The organism is Paenibacillus sp. FSL H8-0175, from assembly GCF_045040615.1.
Taxonomy (GTDB): domain Bacteria; phylum Bacillota; class Bacilli; order Paenibacillales; family Paenibacillaceae; genus Paenibacillus_AQ; species Paenibacillus_AQ odorifer.
Genome location: NZ_CP150299.1, coordinates 4,441,610 through 4,466,843, shown reverse-complemented (window position 1 = coordinate 4,466,843; position 25,234 = coordinate 4,441,610). Strand labels below are relative to the sequence as shown.

Sequence of the window (25,234 nt, the reverse complement as noted above, 5' to 3'; positions counted from 1 at the left end):
ATGACATTTTAATACATGGCGGTGAGCGAAAAGAAATGGATAAATTAAAGAACAGCGGATTTTATAAACTTAGATTCTTCATCAGGCCGGAAGAGTTTGAAGGCGTTTTGAAGCGTTTTGAACATAAGCAAGCGCAATTTCATCTAACCAATTATGCCCAGACAGAGCATGATCTGAAACAGGTGTATGAAGCATATCAGACCTTTTATCATTATTTTACGGCAGAGAAAAAAAGGAATGAGGGTCCCCCTTTCTTTGTTTATTCCATTTCTGTTACGTCTGATAATGAAAGCTCCGGATTTTTCGCGAGAAATGAGAGTGTCTATTTTCCATATTACGGACAATGGGCAGAGGATGAACTGCCGTGTATCTTGCTATCATTTCCTAAAGGCTTTCAAATAGATTTGGAAGATGAAAAAGGGAAGTATTATATCTATGAGGATATTCGGGATCATAAGCCGTTAACATATACGTTTTTCGATGAAATAACGGGTGCTATTAAAAAAATGACAAAGCCGCTTCGCTTCTCGGCGCATGATGCAGATGCTATGAAGGAGCAAAAGCCTTCTGTGCGTATAAGCCATGGTGCGATTCACGATTTGAGCAAATCGTGGATTTTCAATAAATATGGGCTTGTGATGGGTGGCAAATAGTCCAGGGCAAATTACACCGAGGCATTGGCCAAGCTGGAGAATTCAAAAATTGGGGATTGATATGTTGCACTCTCTAAAATTTCAGTATTATCTTGGATAAAAAAGCTGCTCAACCTGCAATATTTTAAAGAATTCTCTATCTGGAAGAGTTGCATGTTGGGGGCAGCAGGAGGAGTATTTATGTACATCGTATCTCGGCCAAAACCGCTGTCTGATGGTCAAAACCAAGCACTTGCAAAGGAAGACGCCACTGTTTATCCACCGGGCTACCTCCGTTTTTTGCGGCGATTCGGCGAAGGGACTTACAGAGGGTGGCTGAATGTTCAGTTTCCGGATGCGGAGGTGCTTAAACCTTTTGCAGAGTACGGATTATGGGAGCATGACGAGAATAGCCCCATTACTGAGCAACAGATCGGTGAGTGTATCGTTATAGGTACAACGGTGGACGGAGATTTTCTGGCAATACATCCCCAGACAGCTGGGCTGCTTTGGCTACCTCGGCATGCGGAGCACGTAAAGGCGATTTCCCTGCAAGCAGGGGAGCAGGAAGACGAAGGGTTGTACGCCTTGGTGCTGGACGAAATTTATCGTCAGGTGTATGGAATCAGTCAAGGGGAGAGCGTCTATTATGAACCGTGGACGGGCACTCGCAGCCATCGCTTTTTGCGTTTGCCACAAGGGCAGGACCAGCTTACGCTACCCGAACTGGCTGGATTGTGCCAACATGAATTTCCGCCGGATTTGTTTATTGAGAATGCCTATGTTTGTTTCCTGTTCTACCGGCAGCTGGGAGGCTATGTACGGTTGAATTATGCCTACCAGCAAGAGGTGGCCATCTTCTATGAACAGGATATGGGGCAGGCGTTTGCCGTAATGGAGCAGTGGCTCTTGTCGAAAGGCTGCGAAGCGATTTCAGAAAATAACAGCTAATCTGGGGGCTCCATAAGTCTGGGAGAGGGAGGTATGCATGAAACTAGTTTTTACTTTGGATACACATGGAACGTGTGTGGGTCAATTGAGAGATGAACTGCTGCCCTTAGAGGAATTAGCAAATACATGGGAGTTTCCCTATGATATCTTTTTTGTGTTGCGTGTTTTACCTGAAGGTTATGGTCGAAAAACATCCAGACGGTTTGATAGCAGGGATCATACCCTCGAATTAGATATCAGCATAAGTTATGAACAGTACCAACGGATGTCCAAGCATGAGCAACGTGAGGGATTAGGTATTCACCTTTTTAACTATTTGTCAGAGTCAGTTGCTAAATATAATAAGCATGCAGTTAAGGAAAACCAAAATCAACTACTGGACCTAGTGAAAAAATGGATGCTCGAAAACAATTGGCTAAATGGAAAGTTAAATCAAGCACGGGACCTACTTTCGCAAGACATGGATCTTTATGAAGTCAGCCAGAAATTGCAGATGCCATTAGAAGAGATTGAGTATATCCTTCTCCGTATGAATGACTATGAGCCAACTGATGTTCATCCTGATAACCTTGTAGTAGAAAAAGCACCGCCATATCATTTCTAGAAGGCTGGAGCAAATAGAAGACATCCTGCCTGAACGGATCCACTAACGGAAAGGAGGAAGCCGATGCAAGAAATAGAGAGGCTGGCGATAGAGATCGCCGATGCTGCTAGAACGTCTTTTCGCGCTCTTTTTGAAAATGGCGAATGTTACTATTACTGTACCCTTTACACTACTGGTGAGGGACATGCGCCAAGTATCTCCGCCTGGTCGTGGGAAGCTTTGGAGGTAGAAGCAGCCAGGCAAGGCGTCGAAAGTGACACACCGGCATCGACGATTGCGGAACTTATCAAATGGTCTTATGCGGATTCGCCCTATTGTTGTTTCGGCGATGAGAACTTTGATAATGTTAAACAGCGATTTACCGAGCGTTCTTTCATAGCTGATCTTGAGAATGACGAAGTGAATCGCGAGTTTGATTTGAGGCTGAAGGCCATGGAGCTGGCGATGAAAATACTCGATGATGAAGGTGTGTTTGCCTTGAATCAACTGCGAGAGTCAGTATGCGTCCTTGTCGAAGTCATGCCTCCGGATGAGATCAATACTGAAATCGCCCTCCGTTTGAATCGGGCAGAATCTCCAGCTATGCAAGTATGGTTGGCGGAAGCGGCGGAGTAGAAGCCTCCGCTTTCGGAAATCGTCTACTATATTCGGATTTAAAATGAGAGGAAAATAATTTATGAGCAATCTTTTCAGATTCATTCCTATTAGCCAACTAGCAGATAAATTTCCCGAAGGATCTTGGTGGGCGAAGTTTTACCAAGATTTTAGTGACGAGCAACTTGCCGCTTACTATGAAGGGGATTTGACGCTGCCTTCTCTTAATCTAGATTGGGAGCAACCTTTCCCGCAACAAAAAGAGGTAATCATCATTTTTATAGAAGGAAATTTTACTGTAGACAATCTTTATAATAAAGAAACGGATGGTGCCATAGGGCTTTTGGTGACCGGTAATATGAGTGCGAAAAATATAGCTGTAGGCGGTCAGGAAATTTATGTTTCGGGCAACCTGATGATTGAGGAAATATTATGCGGCTCCTACAATCATGGGGAAACGATTGTTAAAGGTGATCTCAGCGCTGCGGTTTTGGTTCAGGATGACGAGTACAGTTTCAAAGTGGACGGACATAAATCGATCGCCTGCTTAGTAAATGTGTGGGAGGGGGACGGCGTATTTCAGGAGCTTCCGGTAGACATTCATGAAGTGTTGATTGATGAAGTTTTTTTGGATATGGAAGAGGATGAGGAGGACTTTTCCTTTGGCACACTGGTGAACGTAATTAAAGAAGGCCGTTCTGCTCTAAAAAAAATAAAGGAATCCCCCGCTAGCAAGAAAGCTGTTCATTTATATTTCACCCATAACACAATCAATGAAGAAAATATATTGAAGTTGACGCAGTGTATTTTAATGCCAAGTGACAAGCCTTCTTTTAATTTTCGGGAGCAAGACGTTTTTTTCAAAGTTCAACTGGAGCATATTGATGCTGACGGGGATGAGCGGGATCTTAGCGTTTATATGAATGATAACCGGCATCACTATTATATTTGGCTGGAGCAAGATCATTCTGTCGGTTTGTTGAAGAGAACCATAGAAGAAGGGTCTGAGTGGGAGGACATTACAGAAGAGTCTCAGGAACAACTAGCAGAGATTAGCGATTGCTGGACGATGTTGCTGACCTGCGTTAATATGGCTGAGCTTTATTTACGAAACATTGAGGTACAGTATGTGCAAGACATTTTGCAACACACTGTAATTCAGGAATTATATTCGGAAGTGGAGGAGAATGGCGGGTTCTGGGACGGCTCTAAATGTTACAGCTTCCGTCAAACGCATACAGACGAGGACGGAGACCTTCTACATGGTCGGATTGAAATCAGGACTCCAGATGAAGCGTATTATTTTTATACAGTGGACAATGGAACTTATGTTTCCCGGCATTATCAGCCGCCCGATCAATATGGCAAGCAGGACATGTCCTATTTGGATCTTAGGCGCTGGGAAGCATCAGAGCGGTATTTTACAAGATTCAAACAATTTATTACAGAGAAGATAGAGTCAGGTGTGAATAGTTAGATCTTGATATGCATTAGAGGAAAGGATGATAGAAATGCCAAATGATAGCCAAGCTGGTCCTTCAGCTGGTTCTGTTAGAGAAGTTGGTAGTTATCCTATCAACCTGACAGGTCCACGTAGTCATACTCTTGTCCTTAAGCCCGGTGTGGGCAGTCTATCCATGGGTCCGTCGCAATTGGGGAAAAAGGTTGACCTTCATGTCGCGTCTGATGCGCCTATCGATTGGACCGTATTCGATGTCTTTGCCACACCGGCTGGCTCTCCCTGGCCGCGATTTCTGCATTATACAGGCAGTGATTCAGGCTTCTTTGACTGGGCACAGAAACGTCCCATTGAAGAGATGACATGGACTCCGATCCTATCTGCGGACACGGTGGCGGACGCCAGTCAGTCCAATTTGCATGGCTTGCATGTCGAGTTGGAAGCATCCGGGAGGTCCCTTAGCCTAATACTTCCGAAGCAGCCTTTCCGCCTGAGTGTGTCCGGCGATCTATCACGCTTCTCGGCCACAGGTGATATGCCATCTTCTCTTACACTAGCACCGCGCACCGGCCGACGTAAGAATGATCCCCCTTTTTTGCTGCCCGATATGGGGGAGCTGCACCAGGTAACGAGCTTGACGCTACATAACGCACCGCTGGGACAGCCCATCTCGCTAGAGTGTCTAAACCGGTACCCAAACCTTAACTCACTGAGTTTGTGGGGAAACTTCTGCGACCTGAATTTATTAGCTCATCATACCCAGTTAACGAATCTGGAGCTGCGCTTCATGCCTGATCTGGGGGACTTGCCGACCTTGAACGCGTGGCCGTTGCTTGACAGATTCATCGCCTACAATGTCGAAGAAAGCGCTGGCAAGCGTCTAAAAAAGCAAATGAAAACTCGCGCTGAAACCCGTCCTTGGACCGACCATGCTTCAGTGAGCCAATTACGAAAGCCAGAGTGGTGGACGACCGAGTTTGGCCGCCCATTCTCCTCCTGGGCTAAACGTCTAGCCAAGCTGGCTAATGAAGCTTACAACGTTGCACAGGTAACCTTGTCCGAAGCCCGTAGCTTTGCTGAAGCCGAGGCCGCCATTACCGCTTTCACCGTACGCTTCAACAATCTTAAGGGCATCGAAACCACCGAACGAGAAGACCTTGGTGAAGCAGTATGGCAACTTAGCCAGTCTGACCACCTGATTGGCCAGCCTATCACAGAGGAGATGGCTCAACGCTGGTTCGATGCAGCACGCGATTACTAAATGAATTGAAAGTCACACCCCTAGAATAGAAATCGGAATGACCCAGAGGTTTGTCCAATGTCTATTCTAAGGGGTGCACTTCACTATACTGACGGGGTTTTGTTATACGATCATCCCCATTTCTCGGAGTCTATCTTTAATTTTCTTTAAACGAGCTTCTTTTTCGGTGTCTTCAGTTAATACCTCTACAGATGTTTCGTTATACTTCTTAATGATCCTCTTTAAAGTTAATTCTTTCATTTCCTTTTTACTGTGGATGGTAACATGAGGGACAGTTGTATAGGTTTCTATAGTCTTGGGATCTGCAGAAATTCGTTCTAGTAAACTAAGTAGAAGCACCAGTCTTTGCTGGCCCAACCTCGGAACTTGGTATAGTTTTTTCCATGTGGAATCTAATAGATGTTCAAGATCTGTATATCCCTTCGAGTATAGAGCATTTATGAGGCCTGTTAAATTTGGACCCCGTTCTTCTGCATGCGCCACAGCAACAATACAAGCAATATTCTTAGAATAAAGATGCGCCGGAAGTGGAAAAAAATGTATTAATGCCGCATTTCCGTCGATGATGTCAATCATGATGATATACCTCCATTAAAATATGTGTTCACTATACACGTTTAGTATTCTGGCAAGGTCTGAGTCAGCAGGGTGAATTTTCCTGACTTGTCCAATCGATTGATACACTCTGCATTATTAAACCCCAAGCTACTGATCATTTTCTGAACACCAGCAAAACCCGTTACATAAGATCGTAGAATATGTAGGAGATATGATTCGCTGCGCTTCATAATCATTGCTAAGTAATGATATGATATAGGTATCAATTTTGTGGGGTGCACTGATATGGATTTCCGAATCAAAGAACTAGTTAATGCTACACAGCAAACCTATGGACTGGACAACTACTATTTACATACAAATGAAATTTATCGTGAAGTTACGATGCTGGGAGAAACCGGCTATTTGCTTAGTATGGAATGGTTTCCTTCTCACATTAAGGAATGGAAGGAAGATTATAATCCGGAAGGAACTGCAGTCATTACGCTTGACTTGCTATCCAATAACTATAAAAGTGTTATTTTTGTTGGAGGGAAATCTTATGCAAATCGAACACCGTTCCAAAACATTGAATTAAACGGCGTTATTCAGTGGATGGAAGCTGAAGTAGGGCTTGAATATGGTAAACAATTCTACTTAGTGAAGGAAGAAAGAGGAGAATATCATTTTGCTGAATGTATAGACGGTATACCCATCTCTCCCGGCGGGCGAATGGAGTTACGCTTCGATGCGGAAGGTAGAATTATTTTTTATAGTGTCTATGGCCAGTTTCCTTCCAGCTCCCTTGTGCAAAAAGAGGATTATTTTCTCACGCTTCAAGCGGTAGAGCCACTGGCTAAAAACCAACTACAGCTTATAGAATATCCAGTGTACGAGATGAAGCATCTCCTGCCGATCTATGGGATAGAAGAAATCTACATTACAAATGATGGAACAACCACAATTCTATTTGAGATGATATCAGGAACGAGAGCACGAATGAATATTGATCAAGTAATGCAGTGGGAGCAAGCGGACACGAAACAGTTCGCAAGGACGGAGATCCGTCTGCAAGAAGTGGTTACAATCGAACAGGCAATAGCACGTGAGCCGCATCCAGATTCATTTTCAATCACAGACATAGAACAAGCCCAATGTATAACCGCAGTCGAAATTGGTTTAAGCCAGCTCTATCCGGAAGAATCCGGACAATGGATATTGAAGACTTTACATCGGGAAAGAGGACATATTCAAGCGACATTGAGGAAGAATGTGTCAAGTAATCGTATGTTTCAGCGTAAGCTCCTTCTGTTCATCGATACGAACAATTATAAGGTTATAAATTATATGGATAACAAGCTAATGCTCGATACGTTTGATGAATTCAAGAGTGAAGGGAAAATTGCTGTGAGCCATGACGAAGCTTATGACAAGCTCAAGGGATGGTTCGAATTAACACCCGTATATGTGTATGATCCTGGGCAGAAGAGGTATGTGCTGTGCGGAAAGCTGGATTGTGATTATGCCGTGAAGGCCACCAGCGGAGATGTGGTAGAGTGGGGTAGTTTGGAATGATAGTGAAACCAGATTGATTTAGTCAAAAAGATAACATCCGAAACTCATGTCCAAGAGACATGGGTTTTTCTTTATGTAGTTGGATTTTCTTGCAGAAGTTGTCTAATTTAAGACCTACTAAATTTTGTCCTTTTTTTAGGTCAGAAAGTTTTTTTAACTAGATGCCAAAAATTTAGATTTACACGCAGAGAAATTCCGGTGAATAGCGTCAAATAGAAGTAGACGTTAGGAAAAAAGAAAGTTTCGTTAGGTACAATGGATGAAATGAGAGACAATAACCGTTTTAAGGATGGTGAAAAAGTTGGGTTTCAAAATACGTAAAAACACGGTGCAGTCCGTCTGGATGATGTGGGAAAAAGCTTTTGCGTTGCTTTCACATTTTCGCGGATCACATAAGTCACGCTTTGGTATATGTACCGTGATGCTAAAAAAGCACCGGGGACAGCCTATTGTATGCCAAGACGCCACGGTCATCAACCAGGGAGAGTGGGTGGGAGAACTCCACCTCGACAATGAAAGAATCCTGAAGTTGATCCGGTCCGAAGGATCGGATCGTGCCGCACTGCAAACGGCTCGCATGCTGCGCAAATCAATGCAGCAAATCAATGAAGCGTTCGAATCGCAGTCGGAGTTCAGGCAGGTCAAGGCTTTATTGGGGATTACACTGCTCCATCGGGGATTAACGCACGGTCTTGGTTTTGAACAACAAAATATAAAGTCCGGCGTTTTCGAACGCATCACCACCATCTATCTTCGATTGCTGCTGTCTGCCATGCATCCTGAAGGGAGACAAAGAATCAATCGGCGAACAGAGCAACTGGTCCCGATGTTACTGATCCATTCACGCGCCTCACTGAAAAATCGATTTTCACCCGGACAGAACTACTCTGGATAGGTCTTATGCTTGTTATAAGGAGGTGTAATCATACTTACATATCTGATAGGAGGAATACTATGTGCCGCTACTCTTTACATGTTTATTCCAAGTTTGATTACGCGAGTGAGCGGCTTTGGTGTTTTTCGCAAAGGAACGGTAGAAAAACAGGTGGCATTCACTTTTGATGATGGGCCACATCCGAAATATACGCCGGAATTGCTGGATTTATTGAAGTTACATCAAGTGAAGGCTACTTTTTTCGTGCTTGGATCGCGAGCGGAGCAGTATCCAGATCTGATCAGAAGGATGGATCGGGAAGGCCATCAGATAGGCATCCATAATTACTGCCATACCTCTAATTGGCTGATGCTGCCCAGTACAATTAGGCGAGAACATCTGGAACGCTCCGCTGATATTATAGAGTCTATTGTCGGAATCAGACCCAATCATTACCGTCCACCCTGGGGATTAATCAATCTATTTGATTTCTTTCGGCACAAGCAGTATCGAATTGTTCTATGGTCGCTGAAGGCGAGTGACTGGAACATCCGGGCCTGTCAAACCCGGATGCAGGCCATTTTATTAGGTGGAATCACCGATGGCTCCGTTGTTTTACTTCACGACAGCGGAGAGACTGCGGGCGCGGACCGGCATGCTCCTTATTTTATGCTGCAAGCTTTAGAAGAAGTGCTAAACCAACTACAGGCAAGAAACTTGCAATTTGTTAGGCTTGATGAAATGTCTTGACGTATTCCAGTGATTTGTTATTAAGACTTAAATTGTTTGCGGAAGCAGAGCGGCGAGATGCCCATTATTAATTTGAAGGTTCGTCCAAAGTGGGAAGTGTTATCGAACCCAACCATTCCCGCAATTTCAGTAACATTAAAAGAAGAGCCAACCAGCAAATCACGCGCTTTTTTAATGCGGATGTTATTGATATATTCAATGAAGCTGAACCCGGTGGATTCTTTAAAAGTACGGCAAAGGTAGGAAGAGCTTATTTCGAATTGCCGTGAAATCTCACAGAGCTTAAGCGGTTCCATATAATGTTGATTTACATAATTAACGATGTCCAGGACTTTCTTATGTGTACGATTGGATTCTACAAATGAAGCTACGCGGCTGTCAAATAGTTTACGATTAAGATAGAGAAGCAGCTCCACCAATAATATTTGTTGGTACTGTTCATATCCGCGGGCTTGCTTCTTCCCCTCCTGGATCATTTTCTGAAAAAGCTGTTCGATGAAATATTGATCCATCCCGGTCATCTTCAAAGCGCGGTAATCACTTTTGAACAATTCGAGCAGTTCCTCACATTGACTGCCGGTGCAGAAATGCTGCAGGAATTCTTTTTTAAACAGGAGTGTAACCCGTTCATACATATTGCAGCCGGAATTGACCAGTTTGTGCATTTCGTGAATATCCATAAATAGCAGTGTTCCGCCCGCAACCTGGTAAGTTCTGTCCCCTATAAAATAATAAAAATCCCCGGATATTAAATACAGAATCTCATATGCATCATGATAGTGTCTTGAAGGCATGCTGGTGTATACCTGTTTCTTGCGGCTGATGTCAAAAAGAGTAGACTCATAAAATACCGGTTTCATTCAGCACCTCCTAAGAGGATTGTAGACTTAATCTATGGTTTGTAGCAACATATGTATAAAAATTAATATTTACAAGAAAATACGTGCTGTTTGGACAAAGTTTTTGAGATAAGCTTAAATTGAATTACCAAGTGTTGGAAAAAGGAGGGCTGTCATGCTCAGATAGGTTAGGGATAAGGTTCACTGCCACTAAAAGTTAAAGCGCTTAAACTATTCAATTAAAGGAGAGATTGCGGTGCTAAATTCAACGAAGAGTAAGGTTTCCAAGAAGATGAAATTTTCATTGATGATTCTGCTCAGTTTTTCAATGATTTTTTCTTATGGCTGTCTGTCCAAAACATCTCAACAGAAAAGTTATGCGGCAGGGAACCCTGATTCTAATTTCTCACCGGCAACACTTCAATTCTTGCGTGACAACACAGGTCTGGATGGTGAGCAGTGGAACAATATTATGATGCTTGTCAACAAACCGGAGCAGGACGATCTGAACTGGATCAATTTTTACGGATATTGTGAAGATATTGATGATGACCGCGGGTATACGATTGGAATATTCGGTGCGACTACAGGCGGCTCAAATGATACCGGTCCCGACGGTCCGGATCTGTTCAAGGCATATGACGCTGCCAAAGGCGCGAGTAATCCTTCGGTTAAAGGCGCATTGGCCCGGATCGGTGTTAAGGGTTCGATGAAAGGGAAGATCCTCGAGATCAATGAAAGCGAAGAGAGCTTCTGCAGAAAAATCGGCAATTTGCAAAATGATCCCGAGTGGAGAGAGGCTATGTGGAAAACGTTCTACAATATCTATATTAAATACAGTGTGGAGCAGGCCCGCAAACGCGGCTTTAACTCGGCATTAACTATTGGTTCCTTCGTGGATGCAGCGCTGAACCATGGAGCTACCGGCGGCTCCGAGACCCTTCAAGGGCTTTTGGGTAAATCCGGAAGCAGCACGGATGAGAAGACTTTTATGACCAAATTTTATAAAGAACGGACCAAGATTGTGGATACTAATGAGTACAACTCTCCGCCTAACGGCAAGAACCGTGTGAAGCAGTGGAGCAATTTGCTGAACATGGGAGAGACAGACCTGAAGGGTGCAGATTCGGCAATCCTTCAAGTCACTGACTGGGAACTCCAATAACAGGAAGGTAAGGGTAGCAGAACCGCCGTTCTTCTCGGAGACGGCGGTTCGATGATAAGTGAGATTAAGGAAGAGGGAGATGGGCTGAATGGATAACAACCAATCTTATCTCAAAAATAGATTTTACAAGGTAATCAGTCTAATGGTTATAGGTTTGCTGCTTGCCATGGAGTTGACTGGTTTTGTCTCAGCAGGAAGGGAAGAAATTGAGGAAGACCTTGTAAATGAAGCAACTGCAGTTCAGGAAACGATTGCCCAGTGGATTTTTAAAGACAAAGGCGAAAACGGTGTATTTCCGGCTACAGGCGGGGTATATCAGACGTCTCCATCCATTCGTGATGTAGGAACTAATACGGATGCGTACACCTATGAGTCAAGTGAGAACAGCGTACGCAACCAGGGCTGGCATGAAGGAACGGGCCTAAAATACTGGCTTGCCACGCTTTCTACCCAAGGCTTCGAAGGGATCTTCCTCTCTTCACAGCAAACCTCTTCAAGTACAGGACCCAGGGATTTTAAGGTGCAATACAGTATAGATCAACAGGAATGGATAGATGTTACGGGCGGCAACCTTGTTCTAGCCCAGAACAATTTTAATTGTTCCAATAATTCCTGCAAATTAACTAACCTCGCTTTGCCTGCCGGAACAAACAATCAAGATGTACTCTATATCCGCTGGGTGGTAAACTCTGCGAAAAGCGTAAGCGGGGGAACGGTGTCCAGCTCAGGCTCAAGCAGAATCAAAGATGTGATAATTAAAGGAACACGCAGCAGCGGCGAACCTGGGAACACTCCCACACTTGAGGTAAGCAAAACTCCCGCTTCAGGGGCTGCAGATGTTCCCCTTAACGCAGAGATCACCGTGAAGTTTAACAAAGCCATCAGTCTCGACAGTAGTTATCAAGTTGTAATCACAGAAAACAATCTTCCTCTTACCAACATTTCTGCTTCACTCCTCGGTCAAGACACAGTCAAAGTCAGCCACCCTACTTTCACTGCCGGCAAAACTTACAACGTGACCGTCCCTAAAGAGCTTGTTAAGGGGACTACGGATGGCCGGACACCTGAGAACGATATTACCTGGAGCTTTAAGACGAAGTCTCCGGATACCGGCATCAAAACACCAACGCTTCTGAACATGACTTTTAATGGAGACCCGAAGACAAGTATTGCCTTTGACTGGTATACAGCCGAAACCGTCAGAGGTACAGTAGTGCAAGTAGTGGAGGCCGCCAATGCGGGAGGAAGCGAGTTCCCGGAACAACTGGCAGCTTCTTATGAGGGCAGCGTAACAGTTATTGAAACCTTAATGACATCAGGAGACAGAAGCTCCAAAAAGTATAAAAAGTTCGCTAGCCACAAGGTTATTGCAAGCGGTCTTAAGCCTGGAACTAAGTATATCTACCGGGCCGGTAACGGTGATGCGGACGGCTGGAGCGAGGGGGGTTCTTTTACCACGGACAAGGCGGATAATCAGGATTTCCATTTCCTCTATGTAACCGACACCCAAGGCTCAAGTAAATCGAATTTCGATCTGTGGCAGGATACTTTTAAGAGAGCTATTGAGAAAACGGTAGATCCCAAGTTTGTTCTTCTTACAGGGGATCTAACGGATGACGGTGATCTGGAGCAGCTGTGGCAGTGGTTCTTAGGTGTGCCGAAAAAAGAATTTGCCAATGTGCCATTTGCACCGATTATCGGCAACCATGAGATAGAGGATTATCCGAATAACAACTTCTATAACCATTTTAATCTTCCAAAAGATGTCGGGACGGGCGCTCATGACGGGTCGGTATATGCTTTCGAATACGGCGATGCCCTGTTTATGCAGATCAATTCCCAGTACGAAGGGGAGGTTAAGCCGTATAAAGCGGATATTCAATTCACGAAGCAATTGGAATGGATGCGGAATCAAGTGGCAAAGACCGACAAGAAGTGGAAATTCGTCTCGATGCATAAGGGAGCGTATTCTTCAGGGGATAATGCTTCGGCAGAAAGCGACCGGGTAGAATTTTACCGGAAATATCTAATTCCTGTATTTGATGAGCTGGGTGTGGATATGGTGTTTGAGGGACATGACCATATGTATATGAGGTCTTTTCAAATGCTGAACAACGTTCCGATTAAGAATGTCATTACCGATGAGCAAGGAAATGTGCTGAATCCTAAAGGGACCGTGTATCTGATGGGCAACTCGGCCGCTTCGAAATTTTATGCCATTAATCCAGATGCAGACACTTTTTTTGCAGCAAAAAACGACCAGCCCAATAAGAAAATGTTCGTGGGTGTTTCCATTACAAGCGACGTGCTGAAATTCACATCCTACACAGCTGTTAAAGATAAACCTCTTGCCGTCTATGATGCTTACAGTATTAAACGGACTGACGTCAAACCCGGCATTGTAGAAAATCCAAGCGCAGTAAGACAGTCAGGGAACCGTGCAGTTCTTTCGTGGAAAGCGCCAGCAAATAGCTCTGAGCCTGTGCGAGGTTACCGGATTTACGAGAAAAATGATAAAGTCAGCACAAATTGGAGCGTGTATGTGCCGACGGTAAGCGGTCAGACGAGTTACAGTTATACATTAAACGGCATAGATTCTGCTAAAGCCTACAATTTCGTGATTAAAGCAGTGGGGACAAGAAATAATTCGCTTCCAGCAGAGGCAGGAATGCAATGAATGGATAGAGGAGGCGTTGACGGGGCTTAGGCATCCGTTAACGCCTTTTTTTCATAGTTGTTGAAGCTGTCCATTCCTCCTAGGGTAACTCCTCCAAAAGATAGCTTCACTTTTTACCAGATCATGAGCAGAATCGGCAAGAGGGTTTGGGGTGGGTCCTACGAAACCTAGAATTGGGATGATAAATTTAAGTGCCATCCATATATAGACCCCAGGTAAGCCGTGAATCAAAAATACGCAGATCCATGACAGTAAAGCTGCAGCCAACATTGTACTACCTAAATACCCGAATGTTTGAGTTATTTTTTTCATATTCGCTCCTAACGTATAAGAAAGTGTCTAATAGTTAGATGAATATAACTGGAAAATCACTTCGACTGCTAACCTATCCGAGGCTCGACCCGGTGATTTGGATAATACCACCGTAGGGAAATCTGAAAAACAATCATTTGTACAACTGTATTTGTCTTGTACCGTTCTTTGAAGTTAGTAATAGACTATATCAATCTCAGAGAAGGAGTTGATTTAGTTGGCTAACAGTGATATACGTCTTACTCTTTGGTCGGGTACTAATTTTACCAATCGCCGGATTCGATTCAGACGTGGAGGAGTTGCGGTTCGTGATCTTGGAGCGTTTCGGTTTAACAACGTTCTCTCGAGTTTCCGTCTCAGAAATGTTGTGCAGAGCTCTCAAGTAACGCTTGTACTATTTTCGCGAATTAACTTTCAGGGATCGTTCCGTGTATTCCGTGGCAGCCAAAACGTAGCGAACTTGAATAATTTTAACTTTAACAATGTCACATCTTCGTTGATATTGGTAGGCCGTATCCTTACAAGCTCCGAAATTTCCCAAATTCAAAGCACGGGTAGAGCGCCTCGAGATGTCCTCGTAATAAGACAATAATAATGCAAAGGGTGCCCCTAGGGCGCCCCTTTTTTACAAATATCAGTAGCACAGGTCAAGACAAAATATGCATAGAATTTAATATAAAATAAGAGAATAGGTGCTGCTCCCGCAAACAATCCTCCTTTAAACTAGTAACGTACTTAACAAAATCTGCTAGAGGAGGATTCAAATGCGCAAAAAGGTTATCGGGACAATTTGCAGTACAGTTATGGTTTGCAGTCTGCTTGCAGCAGGCAACGGAACATCCTACGCCAATAACTCTGATGCTCCTACCAACAAATCGGTCAAAAACGTAATCCTGTTTATTACGGATGGGATGAGCTTATCCGATGTGAACTTGGCCAGATGGTATCAGGGAGGTCAGGCGCTTGCGATGGATAAGTATTTCAGCGGGCTGGTGAGAACCTATTCTACGGATTCACTGACCACAGATTCCGCTGCGGGAGCTACGGCTTATGCCACAGGCCATAAGGTTAAGAGTGAGACGGTATCCATACTTCCAGACCGAATAACGATGCCTTTCGTAAGCGCAGTTAAACCAGAGGACATGAACAAACCTCTGCCTACCCTTATGGATGCAGCGAGAATGGCAGGGAAAAGTACAGGAACAGTATTCACTTGTGAATTAACGGATGCGACACCAGCTACATTTTTAAGTCATGCATACACGCGTGACAATGCGCAGTCTATTGCAGAACAGATGGTCTATAGTGGTGTAGATGTACTACTTGGGGGCGGTTCCGGGTATTTGGTACCCGGCAAAGAAGACATTAACCGCAAGGACGGAGAAGATTTAACCAAAATCCTGAAATCAAATGGGTATGAATACGTAACGGATAAAGCAGGTTTAATGAATTCTAAAACGAATAAAATCTGGGGACTATTCAACCCCGAAGCACTGGATGCTGATTTTGACCTGAACCCGCAAAAGCAACCGAGCCTTGCCGAAATGACCAATGTAGCGATAGAGAAGTTGTCACAGAACGAGAATGGTTTTATTCTGATGGTCGAAGCAAGCCAGATTGACTGGTATGGTCATGATAACGATCCAGTGGGGATTATGAGTGAAACCTTAGCGTTTGATAAAGCCTTCAAAGCCGCTGTTGATTTTGCAGAAAAAGACGGGAATACAGCAGTCTTATCGGTTTCGGATCATGCTACCGGCGGGCTCAATATGACGAACTATGATTCTACCAAAGACCTAATCTCCGTGCTGAAGAAAGCGAAGCACACCAGTTATTACATTGAAGGCAGTATTAATGAGAGCAATTTCAAAAAGGTCCTTGCGGATAATTATGGACTTAGTGATCTAACCAAAGAAGAAGCGGATCAAGTCAGATTGGGAATGCAGGACAACCTTTCGCCAGTCATCGGTAAAATTTTGGGGGATAAAATAGGAGTAACCTTCTCTACGGATGATCACACATCGGAAGAAGTTGGATTGTTCGCCTACCATCCGGCTAATTTTAAACCGACCGATTTCATGAACAGCGGTGTAATCCAGAATACGGATGTGAATAAGTATATTCAAGAAGTAACCGGACTCAATCTGGCGCAGCTTCAGGATACACTGTACGTATCCAGTGATAAATTCAAGGCCAAAGGAGCTACGATTACCCTAGATAAGACCGATAAGACTAATCCGGTGGTTGTAGTGAAAAAAGCAGGCCAAGTTCTCAAGCTGCCTATAGATAAAAATATCGCCATTCAGGATGGCAAAACAACGAAACTAAATGTGCTGACAGTAATGATTAAAGATAAAGTGTGGATTTCGCAGGATGCGTTGGACTTAATTCTCTAATTCTTAAAGTTCATGTTGTGATCTGTCGCCTAAAAGTTAAAGCGCTTAAACCCAAAACCCCCTTTTTAAAAGGGGGTTTTGGGTTTAGATAAGAAATTTCGACTTGAATTGAGGCGAGGAAAGCGAAGCTTTTATCGTTTGATTGCAGGCTTTGTTCCATAGGTCATCAAGCGCCAAACCTTTTCTAAAGGGCCCATGGAAAAAAACTTGAACCAAATGGTGCTAAAAATGATTTGAATCATATAAATCAGAACTGCGATGTAGAGAATATCTTTTGGTGAAACGACTTCGAGACCTATCATTGAAATGATTGCCGTCCCTATAATGCTTTGTGCTACATAATTTGTAAACGCCATTTGACCCACCCGTGATATGGGTTTCAGGAATTTCACCATTTGTTTATTTTCTAATAGTAGAAATAATGTTGTTAAGTAGAACAAAGTGGTTGGGAGAGATCCTAAGCCCGTAACTGAATCTACATTGCTGTTCCCATTTTGAGAAGCGTTCCAAATCCATAGTGAAAAACCAATGAACAACAGAAATGATACCATTTGAATCCATCTAATGGGTCTTGTTAATTCTTGTATATGTGTCAGCCAACCTAACTTTGCGGTTAAAAAACCAGCTAAAAACATAATAAAGATTTGTATAGCGTCATTAGAAAAAATATCAAGAATAGATGAGATTGCCCCTTGAGAAGGCAGGAATATTTTTACCACTAAGGAAATGATGTAAATGGATGTCATACCCATAAGCCACTTTTTAAGTGTAGAAACCGTTGTGTGATAAAAAGGGATCAGAAACAATCCGATAATGGCGTATGCGGGCAGAATGGTTCCCCAAAAGATAAATACATGAATGATTCCCAGCAGCAAAAGGATTAGTAAACGTCTAGCCATACGCCATCTGGGTTTATCTCCCCGGCTTTCGGCTCTTGAGGCGAAAATGTATAGACCTACACCAAATAGGAATGAAAAAATAGAAAAGAACTTTTTTTGTACGAAGATGATTATCAAGCTATGGATGATTCCATTAATGCCACTATAGTCTGGTAAGGGATCTCCTTCCATAATAACTTTAAAGGCTCCAACATTTATAAGCAGAATGCCAAAAAGAGCAAGTCCGCGAATGATGTCGAGTGAAATGATTCTTTCTTTTTGCGAAATGGAGGGATTCATTAATAGTGCTCCTTTGAAAATATTTTTATTTGCCTAGGAGTCAGTATAAGTTGCGAACCTTACATTAAATTGATGCCAACATTACAGGATCCTTAAATTTGATAAAATGTTCCAACTCCAGTTGAATTAGAATCAGTTTTATGGTTAATATGAATACTAAATCATTTTGGGGTGTGAACTAGAAATGTCAGCATATACTCAACCGATCTTTGTGGCAGCGATCTTTTTTGTCGTTTTAGCATTTGCCTTTTTTATCCCATGGCTCATTTATACCTATAGAAAATATAATTACCTTCCCTTTTCTACCACGTTAATTTCGTTTTCGTTTATCTTTTACTTTCTAGCAGCGTTATTTTTAGTATTGTTGCCGTTGCCGGAAATACGTAACACTTGTTCTCTTCAAAAACCGGGTACACAACATTATTCACTTATGCCATTTCAATTTATAGTGGGCACCTTTGGGAATAGTGGCATCGTGTTATCACAGCCTGCAACTTATAGGCTATTATTTAGCCAACCCTCATTCTATCAAGCGTTTTTTAATTTCTTGCTATTATTACCTTTTGGTGTTTATCTGCGATACTTTTTTCATGATAAGAAATATTGGAAGAAAGCTCTAGGCTTCACGTTCTTATTAACTTTATTTTATGAGATAACACAGGTAACCGGCATTTACGGGATTTATAATTGCCCTTATCGTATTTTTGATGTGGATGATTTATTGTTAAATACTACTGGCGGTGTACTGGGGTTCTTTATTGCTCCAGCTGTGTTGGCGTTATTCCCGTCAAAAAAGAAAATTAAGGAGAAAGCGGAAAGATTATTAGCGCTTGATGAAGTAAGAGGGATGTCTGTGTTACTGGCTGTTATTATTGATCTATTTATCAGCAACCTAGTAGTTAAAGTTGTGTTGAGTATGACCAACGTTAATATGGTTAGTGAATTTATTGCAAGCACCATTACACTTTCTGTAACCTTTTTTATTATTCCGATGATTTGGAATGGATCGACAATCGGTACGAAAATAATGCGTTATCGCTATGACAGTAAAATAAGTCGAGTGGAAACGAACAAGCGATTATTTAAACGCTTTGGTGCCATTTACGCGATGTACTTCATAACAGTCATTGCGAAAACGTTGAATAATGTGGAAATATCAATGGATTCTCCATTTTATAAGGCATCTATATTCTTAACGCTAGGTGCTGGATTGACCTCTCTCATTTTAACGATCGTATTGTTCGTTCATGTTATATTAGTCGTGTTTGGCAAACAAAAACGCCGCTTTTACTTTGATGAAGCTTCTGATTTATATACAACCAGAAAAAAATGAATGCTATTCAATAGCAAAGGGATACTCCGTAGTCTTAAATGGCTACAGGGTATCTTTTTTTTGTAGATTTAAGCTTGTTGTAAGGTTGGCATGAATTTGCTGTAAGGTTCGGTGCCTATAGTATAAGTATCAGCAAATTATGAGGTGAAATGAATGGAACCATTATTAAAAGTAGAAAACGTAAAAAAAGTGTACGGGAAGTTAAGTGCTGCTTACACAGCGTTGGAAAACGTGTCTTTTGACATTCATGAAGGTGAGTTTGTAGGGATTATGGGACCTTCCGGAGCGGGAAAATCAACCTTGCTAAATTTGTTAGCAACCATAGATTCTCCAACAGAAGGAAAGATATATATGAAGAACATGAGTATTCATGATCTGAAGGAAGCAGCTTTGTCAGACTTCCGGCGTGAACATCTCGGGTTCATCTTTCAAGATTACAATTTACTCGATTCCTTGACGGTAAAGGAGAACATATTGCTTCCCCTGGCGATTGCTAAAATTCCAGCGAAGAAAATTAATCACCTTGTGACTCAGATCTCTAAAGTATTTGGGATTGAAGATTTACTGGGGAAATATCCTTACCAAATCTCTGGGGGTCAAAAGCAAAGAACCGCTGCGGCTAGAGCGCTCGTGACAGAGCCAGCACTGATTTTGGCTGATGAACCAACAGGTGCACTTGACTCCAAATCAGCAACAGATTTATTGGAAAGCTTAAGTACTTTAAATGAAAATAACAATTCGACCATTATGATGGTGACCCATGATGCCTTTGCCGCAAGCTTCTGCCGCCGGATCATTTTCATCAAGGATGGTTCATTTTCAACAGAAATCTATCGTCGTGATCAGACACGCAAAGCCTTCTTCCAAGAGATCTTAGATGTTCATGCGGCCATTGGGGGTGAGGTAGATGACGTTATTTAGTCTAGCAAGAAAAAATATAGCCAGAAACTTCTCGCAATATTTTTTATACATCGCATCGATGGTGTTTAGTATCATCATTTACTTTACATTTGTGACCTTAAAATATAGTGATACGATAGCTGAACAGACGGCTTCATCCCAAAAACTGGGTTCCCTAATGAGTGGAGCGGCAGTCATTCTTATCTTTTTCGTGTTCATATTTATAGCTTATTCCAATTCATTTTTTATGAAAAAACGTAAAAAAGAAGTCGCACTGTATGCGTTGCTGGGGGTACGTAATCGTCAAATAGGCTTTATGCTCTTTTTCGAAAATTTATTGTTAGGATTATTCTCTTTAGTAGTAGGAATTGTACTTGGGTTCCTATGTTCAAAAGGATTTATGACGATTTTAATTCATTTAATGGGTTATGACGTTGTAGCACCCTTTACATTTTCAGCGGCGGCAGCGATGAACACGGTTATCGTATTTCTAGTTATATTCTTAGTAACATCGTTTCAAGGCTATCGCTTGATTTATCAATTTAAGTTGATTGATTTATTTCATGCTTCCAAAAAGGGAGAAGTGGCGCCTAAACCATCTATGATAGTAGCTGTTCTTGGAGTGTTACTCATTGTCTTGGGCTATTGGCTTGCAATGCAGGACCTTTTCACTTCTAAGGTATGGGAAAAAATTGGATTGCCCTTGACTGTATTAATTATTTTAACAACGGTTATTTTGGGTACATTTTTATTGTTCCACAGTGTGACTGGCTTTGTGTTAGCAATGATTAAGAAAAATGAAAGGTGGCTTTGGAAAGGCCTTCATGTCATTACTATTTCGCAGCTGCTCTATCGTATTCGTGGGAACGCACGTACATTAACTGTGATTGCCGTGTTGAGTGCTACGACAGTAACTGCCGGTGGAGCGGTCTATGGCCTTTATTACAATACGAATGACTCGGCGAAAACGATTAATCCGAATACCTTTATGTATCAATCCACAGATGCAGAAATGGACAAGCAAGTGAGTGCTGTAGTATCAGATACAAAATACGATAAAAATATTGAAGCACTATCCATTACGTTTCATACGAAAGAGTTAAACTCGCCATCAACATTCGATAGCTCTGATAAAAGAGGATATACAGTTATCGATGAAAAAACATACAACCAATTAGCAAGTTTACAACATAAAGAAAAATTAGATGTAAAGGACGGCTACGCGGTTATTTTAGATATCGGATATGACAAAAGGTTCTCACCTATATATACAGGAAAAACTATAACAACAGGAAACGGCCATCCTCTCACATTCCAAAGCTTTAAAACGCAAAGCGTATTGAATGTAGGTACAGCAGGTATAACCGTGGTAGTCTCGGATGACCAGTATAAAGTGTTGCAAAATGATGGGGAAGTGCTACGCTATCGTGTTCTTGGGGTAGAGGATGCCTCTGTGGATTTATCTGCAAAAATTGCAAACCAATTACCTGAAGAAGCGCTATTTTCAAGCAGGCCTCAAGATTTCCAAACAAGCTTGGAAAGTGTGGGTTCTCTACTTTTTATAGGAAGTTTCCTTGGACTCGTATTTCTGGCTGCAACAGGCAGTATCATTTACTTTAAAGTTTTAACTGAGGCAGAAGAAGATAAAGCACAGTACAATATGCTGCATAAAATGGGTGTCAGTGCAAAAGAAATGCGGAAATCCATTGCGTCACAGGTATTCGTTATCTTTGTTGTACCGCTTATAGTAGGGTTATTGCATAGTGTAGTGGCTTTAAAAGCATTCTCTAGTCTACTGATGATAGATTTAGCAAAGCCAGTGTTGCTCTGGATGATTGCTTATACCATAATTTATGGGTTGTATTATTTCTTAACCATAGCTTCATACAATCGTATTATCACACTAAATAATAGAACAGAAGGATGATTGAGATGAAAAAATTTCTAATTACTATGGGTATTTTGTTTGTTATTGGGGTTGTAGGTGTCTTTGCTCTAGCAAAGATTGATTTCAATCGCATGAATGCCGAAAATTACTATTTACAAATTACAGAGGATGGGGAACCCCATGAATATAAACTGAGTGATGGTACAGTGATGACTTCCTATTCCTATACACTAGAAGCTACAAATGCCAAAGGTAATACAATTCCACTGGAATTTAATGCACAAAAAAATCTTCGTAAAGGCGCCTACTTAAAAATGTATGTAAAAAAAGGTGATCAAGTCTCCTCATATGATGAAGTGAAGGTAGAGGATATTCCGCTAAAAGCAATAAAAAACTAATAAATTGAAGAAGGGCTGTCTCCAATAAAGGTAATGGAGCACAGCCCTTTTCTCTGCTAATGAGTAGGTAAGTCATTTGTATTATAAAAGTATAGTAATGGTGGTACCGGTATTTTCATCGCTCGTCAAATCGAGTTTCCCCTCATGAGCCCAAATAATATCTCTGGCGATGGCCATTCCTAACCCAGTTCCATGCTTGCTCGTTGTGTTTGTACCCCGATAGTAGCGTTCGAAAACCTGTTCCAGATCTTTAGCTGGAATACCCTGGCCATTATCAGAAATTGTAATTTGGGTATGCGGACTAATGGTTTCCACTCGAATCTTCACCACAACATTTTCATCGTTATGCACCAGCGCGTTGTAGATCAAGTTAAGGATCGCTCGTTTTAGTAATTTTTTATCTACTTTATGTACAGCTTTAACCACATTTGCCTCAAACTCTATCTTCCGTTCACCAAAGGTCGGGTCATTTAAAAGTTCAATCGTCATTTCTCGTAGAAACTGAACGAGATTCACCTCTTCAAATTGCAGGGATAGCTGGTGATTACGCAAACGTGTCGTTAAATTGAGGTCATCTAACAGATCTTTCATATACATCGATTTACTCTTGATAATTGACGTGTATTCCTGTAATTCTTGGGCTGTTAAATCTGTGGCACTGTCGTTAATAAATTCTGCATAACCTTGAATAGAAGCAAGTGGTGTCTTCATGTCATGTGAAACATTGCTAATCCATTCCTCACGCATTTGATCGAGACGTTTACGTTCCTCTTCATGTCGATCGAGCTTTTCAGATAGTTCATTCATATTACGAAAAACATCTTCATAAACACCTTTGGGAGTAGGCATTTTCTTAAAACGTCGTTCCCTGAGCTGTTGAATACCCTCTATTAATGTATGAAGGGGTGCAGTTAACTTTTTCCCAAATAGAAATCCAATGAGGATTACAATAAGCACATCAACGATTAAAAAAATGAAAAGAAAAACATTAACATCTTTGAAAATTTTAGCGTAGTCATAGGTCATTACGTACCGGCCTATTTTTGGATTATTAATCCCTAAAAAGTAACTGAAATTTTGGGCTTCGCTGACAAAAACCGTCGTGCGTGCATCTAATTCTTTATATTTATACATTTGTACAATTTCAATAGGAGAATACTCTGTTTTCAATTCTTCAGGGGTATAAAAGGCAGCTGCTTGCTCCCCTTGGTCATTCAAGAATTGTACCCAGGCACTCATTTCTTGTAGTTTTTTGAGACCTTCTTCATTCACAACAGGTTTGCCGGCCTGTAATTCTACGTATTGTGAAAAGGTCCGGCTAAAGGTTTCTGCAGATGCTTCTTCAGTGCCAAAGTTATTATTATTTACCTTTATAACGAATAAGGAAAGGAACAAAATCGCGTTTACAATACCAACGATCACAACAATAGTCATAACCGATCTTAAAAAGCGGAGTGTCAATTTCCATTTCAACTAGTCTCACTCCTTGGTATTTAATTTATAACCTAACCCTTTAACCGTCAAAATAAAGGAAGGATTTGAAGGGTCGGCCTCAATTTTTTCGCGTAAGCGCCGAATATGTACCATCACTGTATTATCGGAACCAAAAAAGTCCTCACCCCACGCCTGTCCAAACAAGGTTTCTTTGCTTAGAATCTGATTGGGATGATGCATAAAACAGCTCATTAAACCGACTTCTTTGGCGGTTAGCACGAGGACCTCGCCATTCTTTTTTAATTCTGTCTCATTGGCACTAAGCTCAAAGGGGCCAGCTTGTAAGCTTTTCGGAGCTTTTTTTTCTTCTGTAAAGCCAGCTCTTCTCAGTTGTGCCTTTACCCGATAAGCGACTTCTTTCGGACTGAACGGTTTAGTAATATAATCATCGCCACCTATCGCCAGTCCTAACAGCTTATTAATTTCCTCGTCTTTTGCAGACATAAATAAGATGGGTGCATTTGATGTTTCCCGAATTTTTCTGCATAAGTCATATCCTTCTCCATCTGGGAGCATAATATCTAGCAATATAAGCTCAGGATTATACTCCTGGAACTTGTCCCAACCCTCTGCAACGGTCCCGGCAGTTACAACGTCTGGAACACCTTCTTTATGTAAAACAGCCTTCATCAGACGCGCTAAATCATCTTCATCGTCTATGATTAATACCCATTTACGACTTGCCATTTATTTCCCTCCAAATCCGTCTTTATGTACATTATTACATTATAAAGAACTCTTTATTTCTTGCGCAAAAAAATCGCAAAAGAAAGACTTGCATGAAGATGGATATTACTTAGACGAACATAGCAAAGCAATATTCGGTCATTTATTAAAATTCATTCTAGATATAGTCAAATCCGGTAAGGAGGAGAACTTGTTACGCCCCCTGCCTTCCATGGCATTGATCTGCACTGTATATGGCCCTTTGAAGATGTTCGCTAAAATGATGGAAGAAGGTGAGTTACTGTATTCGCTTGAGCTCGAAGAAGAACTTGCAGACAGCTTTTGGAATGCCATTAGATGGCTTGATTGCAGCCCTGGGCGTTGATTACAGCATATTCCTGATGATGCGGTATAACGAGCTTGAAGGGGATGTTGGATCACCTGCGCCGCGTTGATTCCTTCGGGTAACGACACTTATACAGGTAGCATTCGTATTAATCATTGCACTATTATTACTAAGTGTAGCGGCCATGCCGGTGTTCTTGACTACATTAAAGCAGCTTGCTAGCAAATTAAATGGTTCAAGTACGGTGCTACATCACAGGATGTAGTTGACAAATTGAGTCATATTTAGACGGCAGTGAAATTTAAAAATACATGCGTATTACGTATGCTGAGAACAATAGAAAGAATCTTCGGGGACCTTTGTGGTCCCTTGTTTCACCATATCAGAAAGTATATAATTATCGAC

General features: G+C 42.0%; 24 protein-coding genes and 1 pseudogene. 19 read left to right on the top strand and 6 right to left on the bottom strand.

Going from position 1 to position 25,234, the window contains the following annotated elements; genetic code table 11:
• The first annotated feature begins 35 nt into the window (after nucleotides 1-35).
• The 6 genes from MHH46_RS19895 to MHH46_RS19870 all read left to right on the top strand — a co-directional run bounded on the left by MHH46_RS19895 (nucleotide 36) and on the right by MHH46_RS19870 (nucleotide 5,501).
• Nucleotides 36-653 carry a hypothetical protein gene (locus tag MHH46_RS19895; protein WP_076190732.1) on the top strand — a complete coding sequence of 206 codons (618 nt, stop codon included), beginning with the start codon at nucleotides 36-38 and terminating at the stop codon, nucleotides 651-653.
• A gap of 180 nt (nucleotides 654-833) precedes the next feature.
• Nucleotides 834-1,583 (top strand): hypothetical protein, encoded by a 750-nt coding sequence (locus MHH46_RS19890; protein ID WP_076190734.1) that lies wholly within the window; start codon nucleotides 834-836, stop codon nucleotides 1,581-1,583.
• 37 nt (nucleotides 1,584-1,620) lie between these two features.
• Entirely contained in the window at nucleotides 1,621-2,187 is a 567-nt protein-coding gene (locus tag MHH46_RS19885; protein ID WP_076127226.1) for a hypothetical protein, read from the top strand.
• 63 nt (nucleotides 2,188-2,250) lie between these two features.
• Entirely contained in the window at nucleotides 2,251-2,802 is a 552-nt protein-coding gene (locus tag MHH46_RS19880; protein WP_076190736.1) for a DUF4303 domain-containing protein, read from the top strand.
• A gap of 61 nt (nucleotides 2,803-2,863) precedes the next feature.
• The gene (locus MHH46_RS19875) at nucleotides 2,864-4,258 is read left to right on the top strand and encodes a hypothetical protein (RefSeq protein WP_076190738.1); all 1,395 of its coding nucleotides are present in this window, start codon (nucleotides 2,864-2,866) and stop codon (nucleotides 4,256-4,258) included.
• A gap of 34 nt (nucleotides 4,259-4,292) precedes the next feature.
• The gene (locus tag MHH46_RS19870; protein WP_076190740.1) at nucleotides 4,293-5,501 is read left to right on the top strand and encodes a hypothetical protein; all 1,209 of its coding nucleotides are present in this window, start codon (nucleotides 4,293-4,295) and stop codon (nucleotides 5,499-5,501) included.
• A gap of 102 nt (nucleotides 5,502-5,603) precedes the next feature.
• Here MHH46_RS19870 and MHH46_RS19865 read toward each other — a convergent pair whose 3' ends face one another.
• On the bottom strand, nucleotides 5,604-6,077 hold the full coding sequence (locus tag MHH46_RS19865; RefSeq protein WP_076190742.1) for a hypothetical protein: 474 nt from the start codon (nucleotides 6,075-6,077) through the stop codon (nucleotides 5,604-5,606).
• A 41-nt stretch (nucleotides 6,078-6,118) separates the two neighbouring features.
• A complete protein-coding gene (locus MHH46_RS19860) occupies nucleotides 6,119-6,289 on the bottom strand; it encodes a hypothetical protein (RefSeq protein WP_175619925.1) in 171 nt (56 codons plus the stop codon).
• A gap of 55 nt (nucleotides 6,290-6,344) precedes the next feature.
• Here MHH46_RS19860 and MHH46_RS19855 point away from each other — a divergent pair, with 55 nt between their 5' ends.
• From MHH46_RS19855 to MHH46_RS19845, 3 genes are all read left to right on the top strand, one after another.
• Nucleotides 6,345-7,613, top strand: coding sequence for a hypothetical protein (locus tag MHH46_RS19855; RefSeq protein WP_076190744.1), 1,269 nt, complete (start codon nucleotides 6,345-6,347; stop codon nucleotides 7,611-7,613).
• A 289-nt stretch (nucleotides 7,614-7,902) separates the two neighbouring features.
• On the top strand, nucleotides 7,903-8,508 hold the full coding sequence (locus MHH46_RS19850; protein ID WP_339281159.1) for a YkoP family protein: 606 nt from the start codon (nucleotides 7,903-7,905) through the stop codon (nucleotides 8,506-8,508).
• Nucleotides 8,509-8,586: 78 nt separating this feature from the next.
• A complete protein-coding gene (locus MHH46_RS19845) occupies nucleotides 8,587-9,237 on the top strand; it encodes a polysaccharide deacetylase family protein (protein ID WP_175618995.1) in 651 nt (216 codons plus the stop codon).
• A 20-nt stretch (nucleotides 9,238-9,257) separates the two neighbouring features.
• On the opposite strand, the gene MHH46_RS19840 is transcribed toward MHH46_RS19845, so the two are convergent.
• Entirely contained in the window at nucleotides 9,258-10,097 is an 840-nt protein-coding gene (locus tag MHH46_RS19840) for an AraC family transcriptional regulator (protein ID WP_076190747.1), read from the bottom strand.
• A 271-nt stretch (nucleotides 10,098-10,368) separates the two neighbouring features.
• Here MHH46_RS19840 and MHH46_RS19835 point away from each other — a divergent pair, with 271 nt between their 5' ends.
• The 4 genes from MHH46_RS19835 to MHH46_RS19820 all read left to right on the top strand — a co-directional run bounded on the left by MHH46_RS19835 (nucleotide 10,369) and on the right by MHH46_RS19820 (nucleotide 16,626).
• Nucleotides 10,369-11,241: a chitosanase gene (locus MHH46_RS19835; RefSeq protein ID WP_076127377.1), complete on the top strand. Its 873-nt coding sequence runs from the start codon at nucleotides 10,369-10,371 to the stop codon at nucleotides 11,239-11,241.
• An 88-nt stretch (nucleotides 11,242-11,329) separates the two neighbouring features.
• Nucleotides 11,330-13,918: a metallophosphoesterase gene (locus tag MHH46_RS19830; protein ID WP_076190749.1), complete on the top strand. Its 2,589-nt coding sequence runs from the start codon at nucleotides 11,330-11,332 to the stop codon at nucleotides 13,916-13,918.
• A 529-nt stretch (nucleotides 13,919-14,447) separates the two neighbouring features.
• On the top strand, nucleotides 14,448-14,822 hold the full coding sequence (locus MHH46_RS19825) for a hypothetical protein (RefSeq protein ID WP_076182861.1): 375 nt from the start codon (nucleotides 14,448-14,450) through the stop codon (nucleotides 14,820-14,822).
• A gap of 172 nt (nucleotides 14,823-14,994) precedes the next feature.
• Nucleotides 14,995-16,626, top strand: coding sequence for an alkaline phosphatase (locus MHH46_RS19820; RefSeq protein ID WP_076127207.1), 1,632 nt, complete (start codon nucleotides 14,995-14,997; stop codon nucleotides 16,624-16,626).
• Between the two features lie 131 nt (nucleotides 16,627-16,757).
• Here MHH46_RS19820 and MHH46_RS19815 read toward each other — a convergent pair whose 3' ends face one another.
• Nucleotides 16,758-17,804 (bottom strand): DUF418 domain-containing protein, encoded by a 1,047-nt coding sequence (locus MHH46_RS19815; RefSeq protein WP_076190754.1) that lies wholly within the window; start codon nucleotides 17,802-17,804, stop codon nucleotides 16,758-16,760.
• A 184-nt stretch (nucleotides 17,805-17,988) separates the two neighbouring features.
• Here MHH46_RS19815 and MHH46_RS19810 point away from each other — a divergent pair, with 184 nt between their 5' ends.
• The 4 genes from MHH46_RS19810 to MHH46_RS19795 all read left to right on the top strand — a co-directional run bounded on the left by MHH46_RS19810 (nucleotide 17,989) and on the right by MHH46_RS19795 (nucleotide 22,323).
• Nucleotides 17,989-19,137, top strand: coding sequence for a VanZ family protein (locus MHH46_RS19810; RefSeq protein ID WP_076190757.1), 1,149 nt, complete (start codon nucleotides 17,989-17,991; stop codon nucleotides 19,135-19,137).
• A 153-nt stretch (nucleotides 19,138-19,290) separates the two neighbouring features.
• Entirely contained in the window at nucleotides 19,291-20,058 is a 768-nt protein-coding gene (locus MHH46_RS19805; RefSeq protein ID WP_076190760.1) for an ABC transporter ATP-binding protein, read from the top strand.
• The gene (locus tag MHH46_RS19800) at nucleotides 20,045-21,964 is read left to right on the top strand and encodes an ABC transporter permease (RefSeq protein ID WP_076190763.1); all 1,920 of its coding nucleotides are present in this window, start codon (nucleotides 20,045-20,047) and stop codon (nucleotides 21,962-21,964) included. The genes MHH46_RS19805 and MHH46_RS19800 overlap by 14 nt, the downstream gene beginning before the upstream one ends.
• Nucleotides 21,965-21,969: 5 nt before the next feature.
• Nucleotides 21,970-22,323, top strand: a complete 354-nt coding sequence (locus tag MHH46_RS19795; RefSeq protein WP_036688737.1) for a YxeA family protein — start codon at nucleotides 21,970-21,972, stop codon at nucleotides 22,321-22,323.
• An 81-nt stretch (nucleotides 22,324-22,404) separates the two neighbouring features.
• Here the strand turns inward: MHH46_RS19795 and MHH46_RS19790 are convergent, their stop codons facing one another.
• Both MHH46_RS19790 and MHH46_RS19785 read right to left on the bottom strand, forming a co-directional pair.
• Entirely contained in the window at nucleotides 22,405-23,796 is a 1,392-nt protein-coding gene (locus tag MHH46_RS19790) for a sensor histidine kinase KdpD (RefSeq protein ID WP_076190765.1), read from the bottom strand.
• Between the two features lie 6 nt (nucleotides 23,797-23,802).
• On the bottom strand, nucleotides 23,803-24,504 hold the full coding sequence (locus MHH46_RS19785) for a response regulator transcription factor (protein WP_076127196.1): 702 nt from the start codon (nucleotides 24,502-24,504) through the stop codon (nucleotides 23,803-23,805).
• On the opposite strand from MHH46_RS19785, the gene MHH46_RS19780 reads away from it, so the two are divergent.
• Nucleotides 24,476-24,868, top strand: coding sequence for a hypothetical protein (locus MHH46_RS19780; protein WP_081387783.1), 393 nt, complete (start codon nucleotides 24,476-24,478; stop codon nucleotides 24,866-24,868). The genes MHH46_RS19785 and MHH46_RS19780 overlap by 29 nt on opposite strands.
• Nucleotides 24,846-25,094 (top strand): annotated as a pseudogene (locus MHH46_RS19775) (hypothetical protein); the annotation flags it as partial. The gene MHH46_RS19780 and the pseudogene MHH46_RS19775, both read left to right, overlap by 23 nt.
• Between the last annotated feature and the right edge of the window lie 140 nt (nucleotides 25,095-25,234).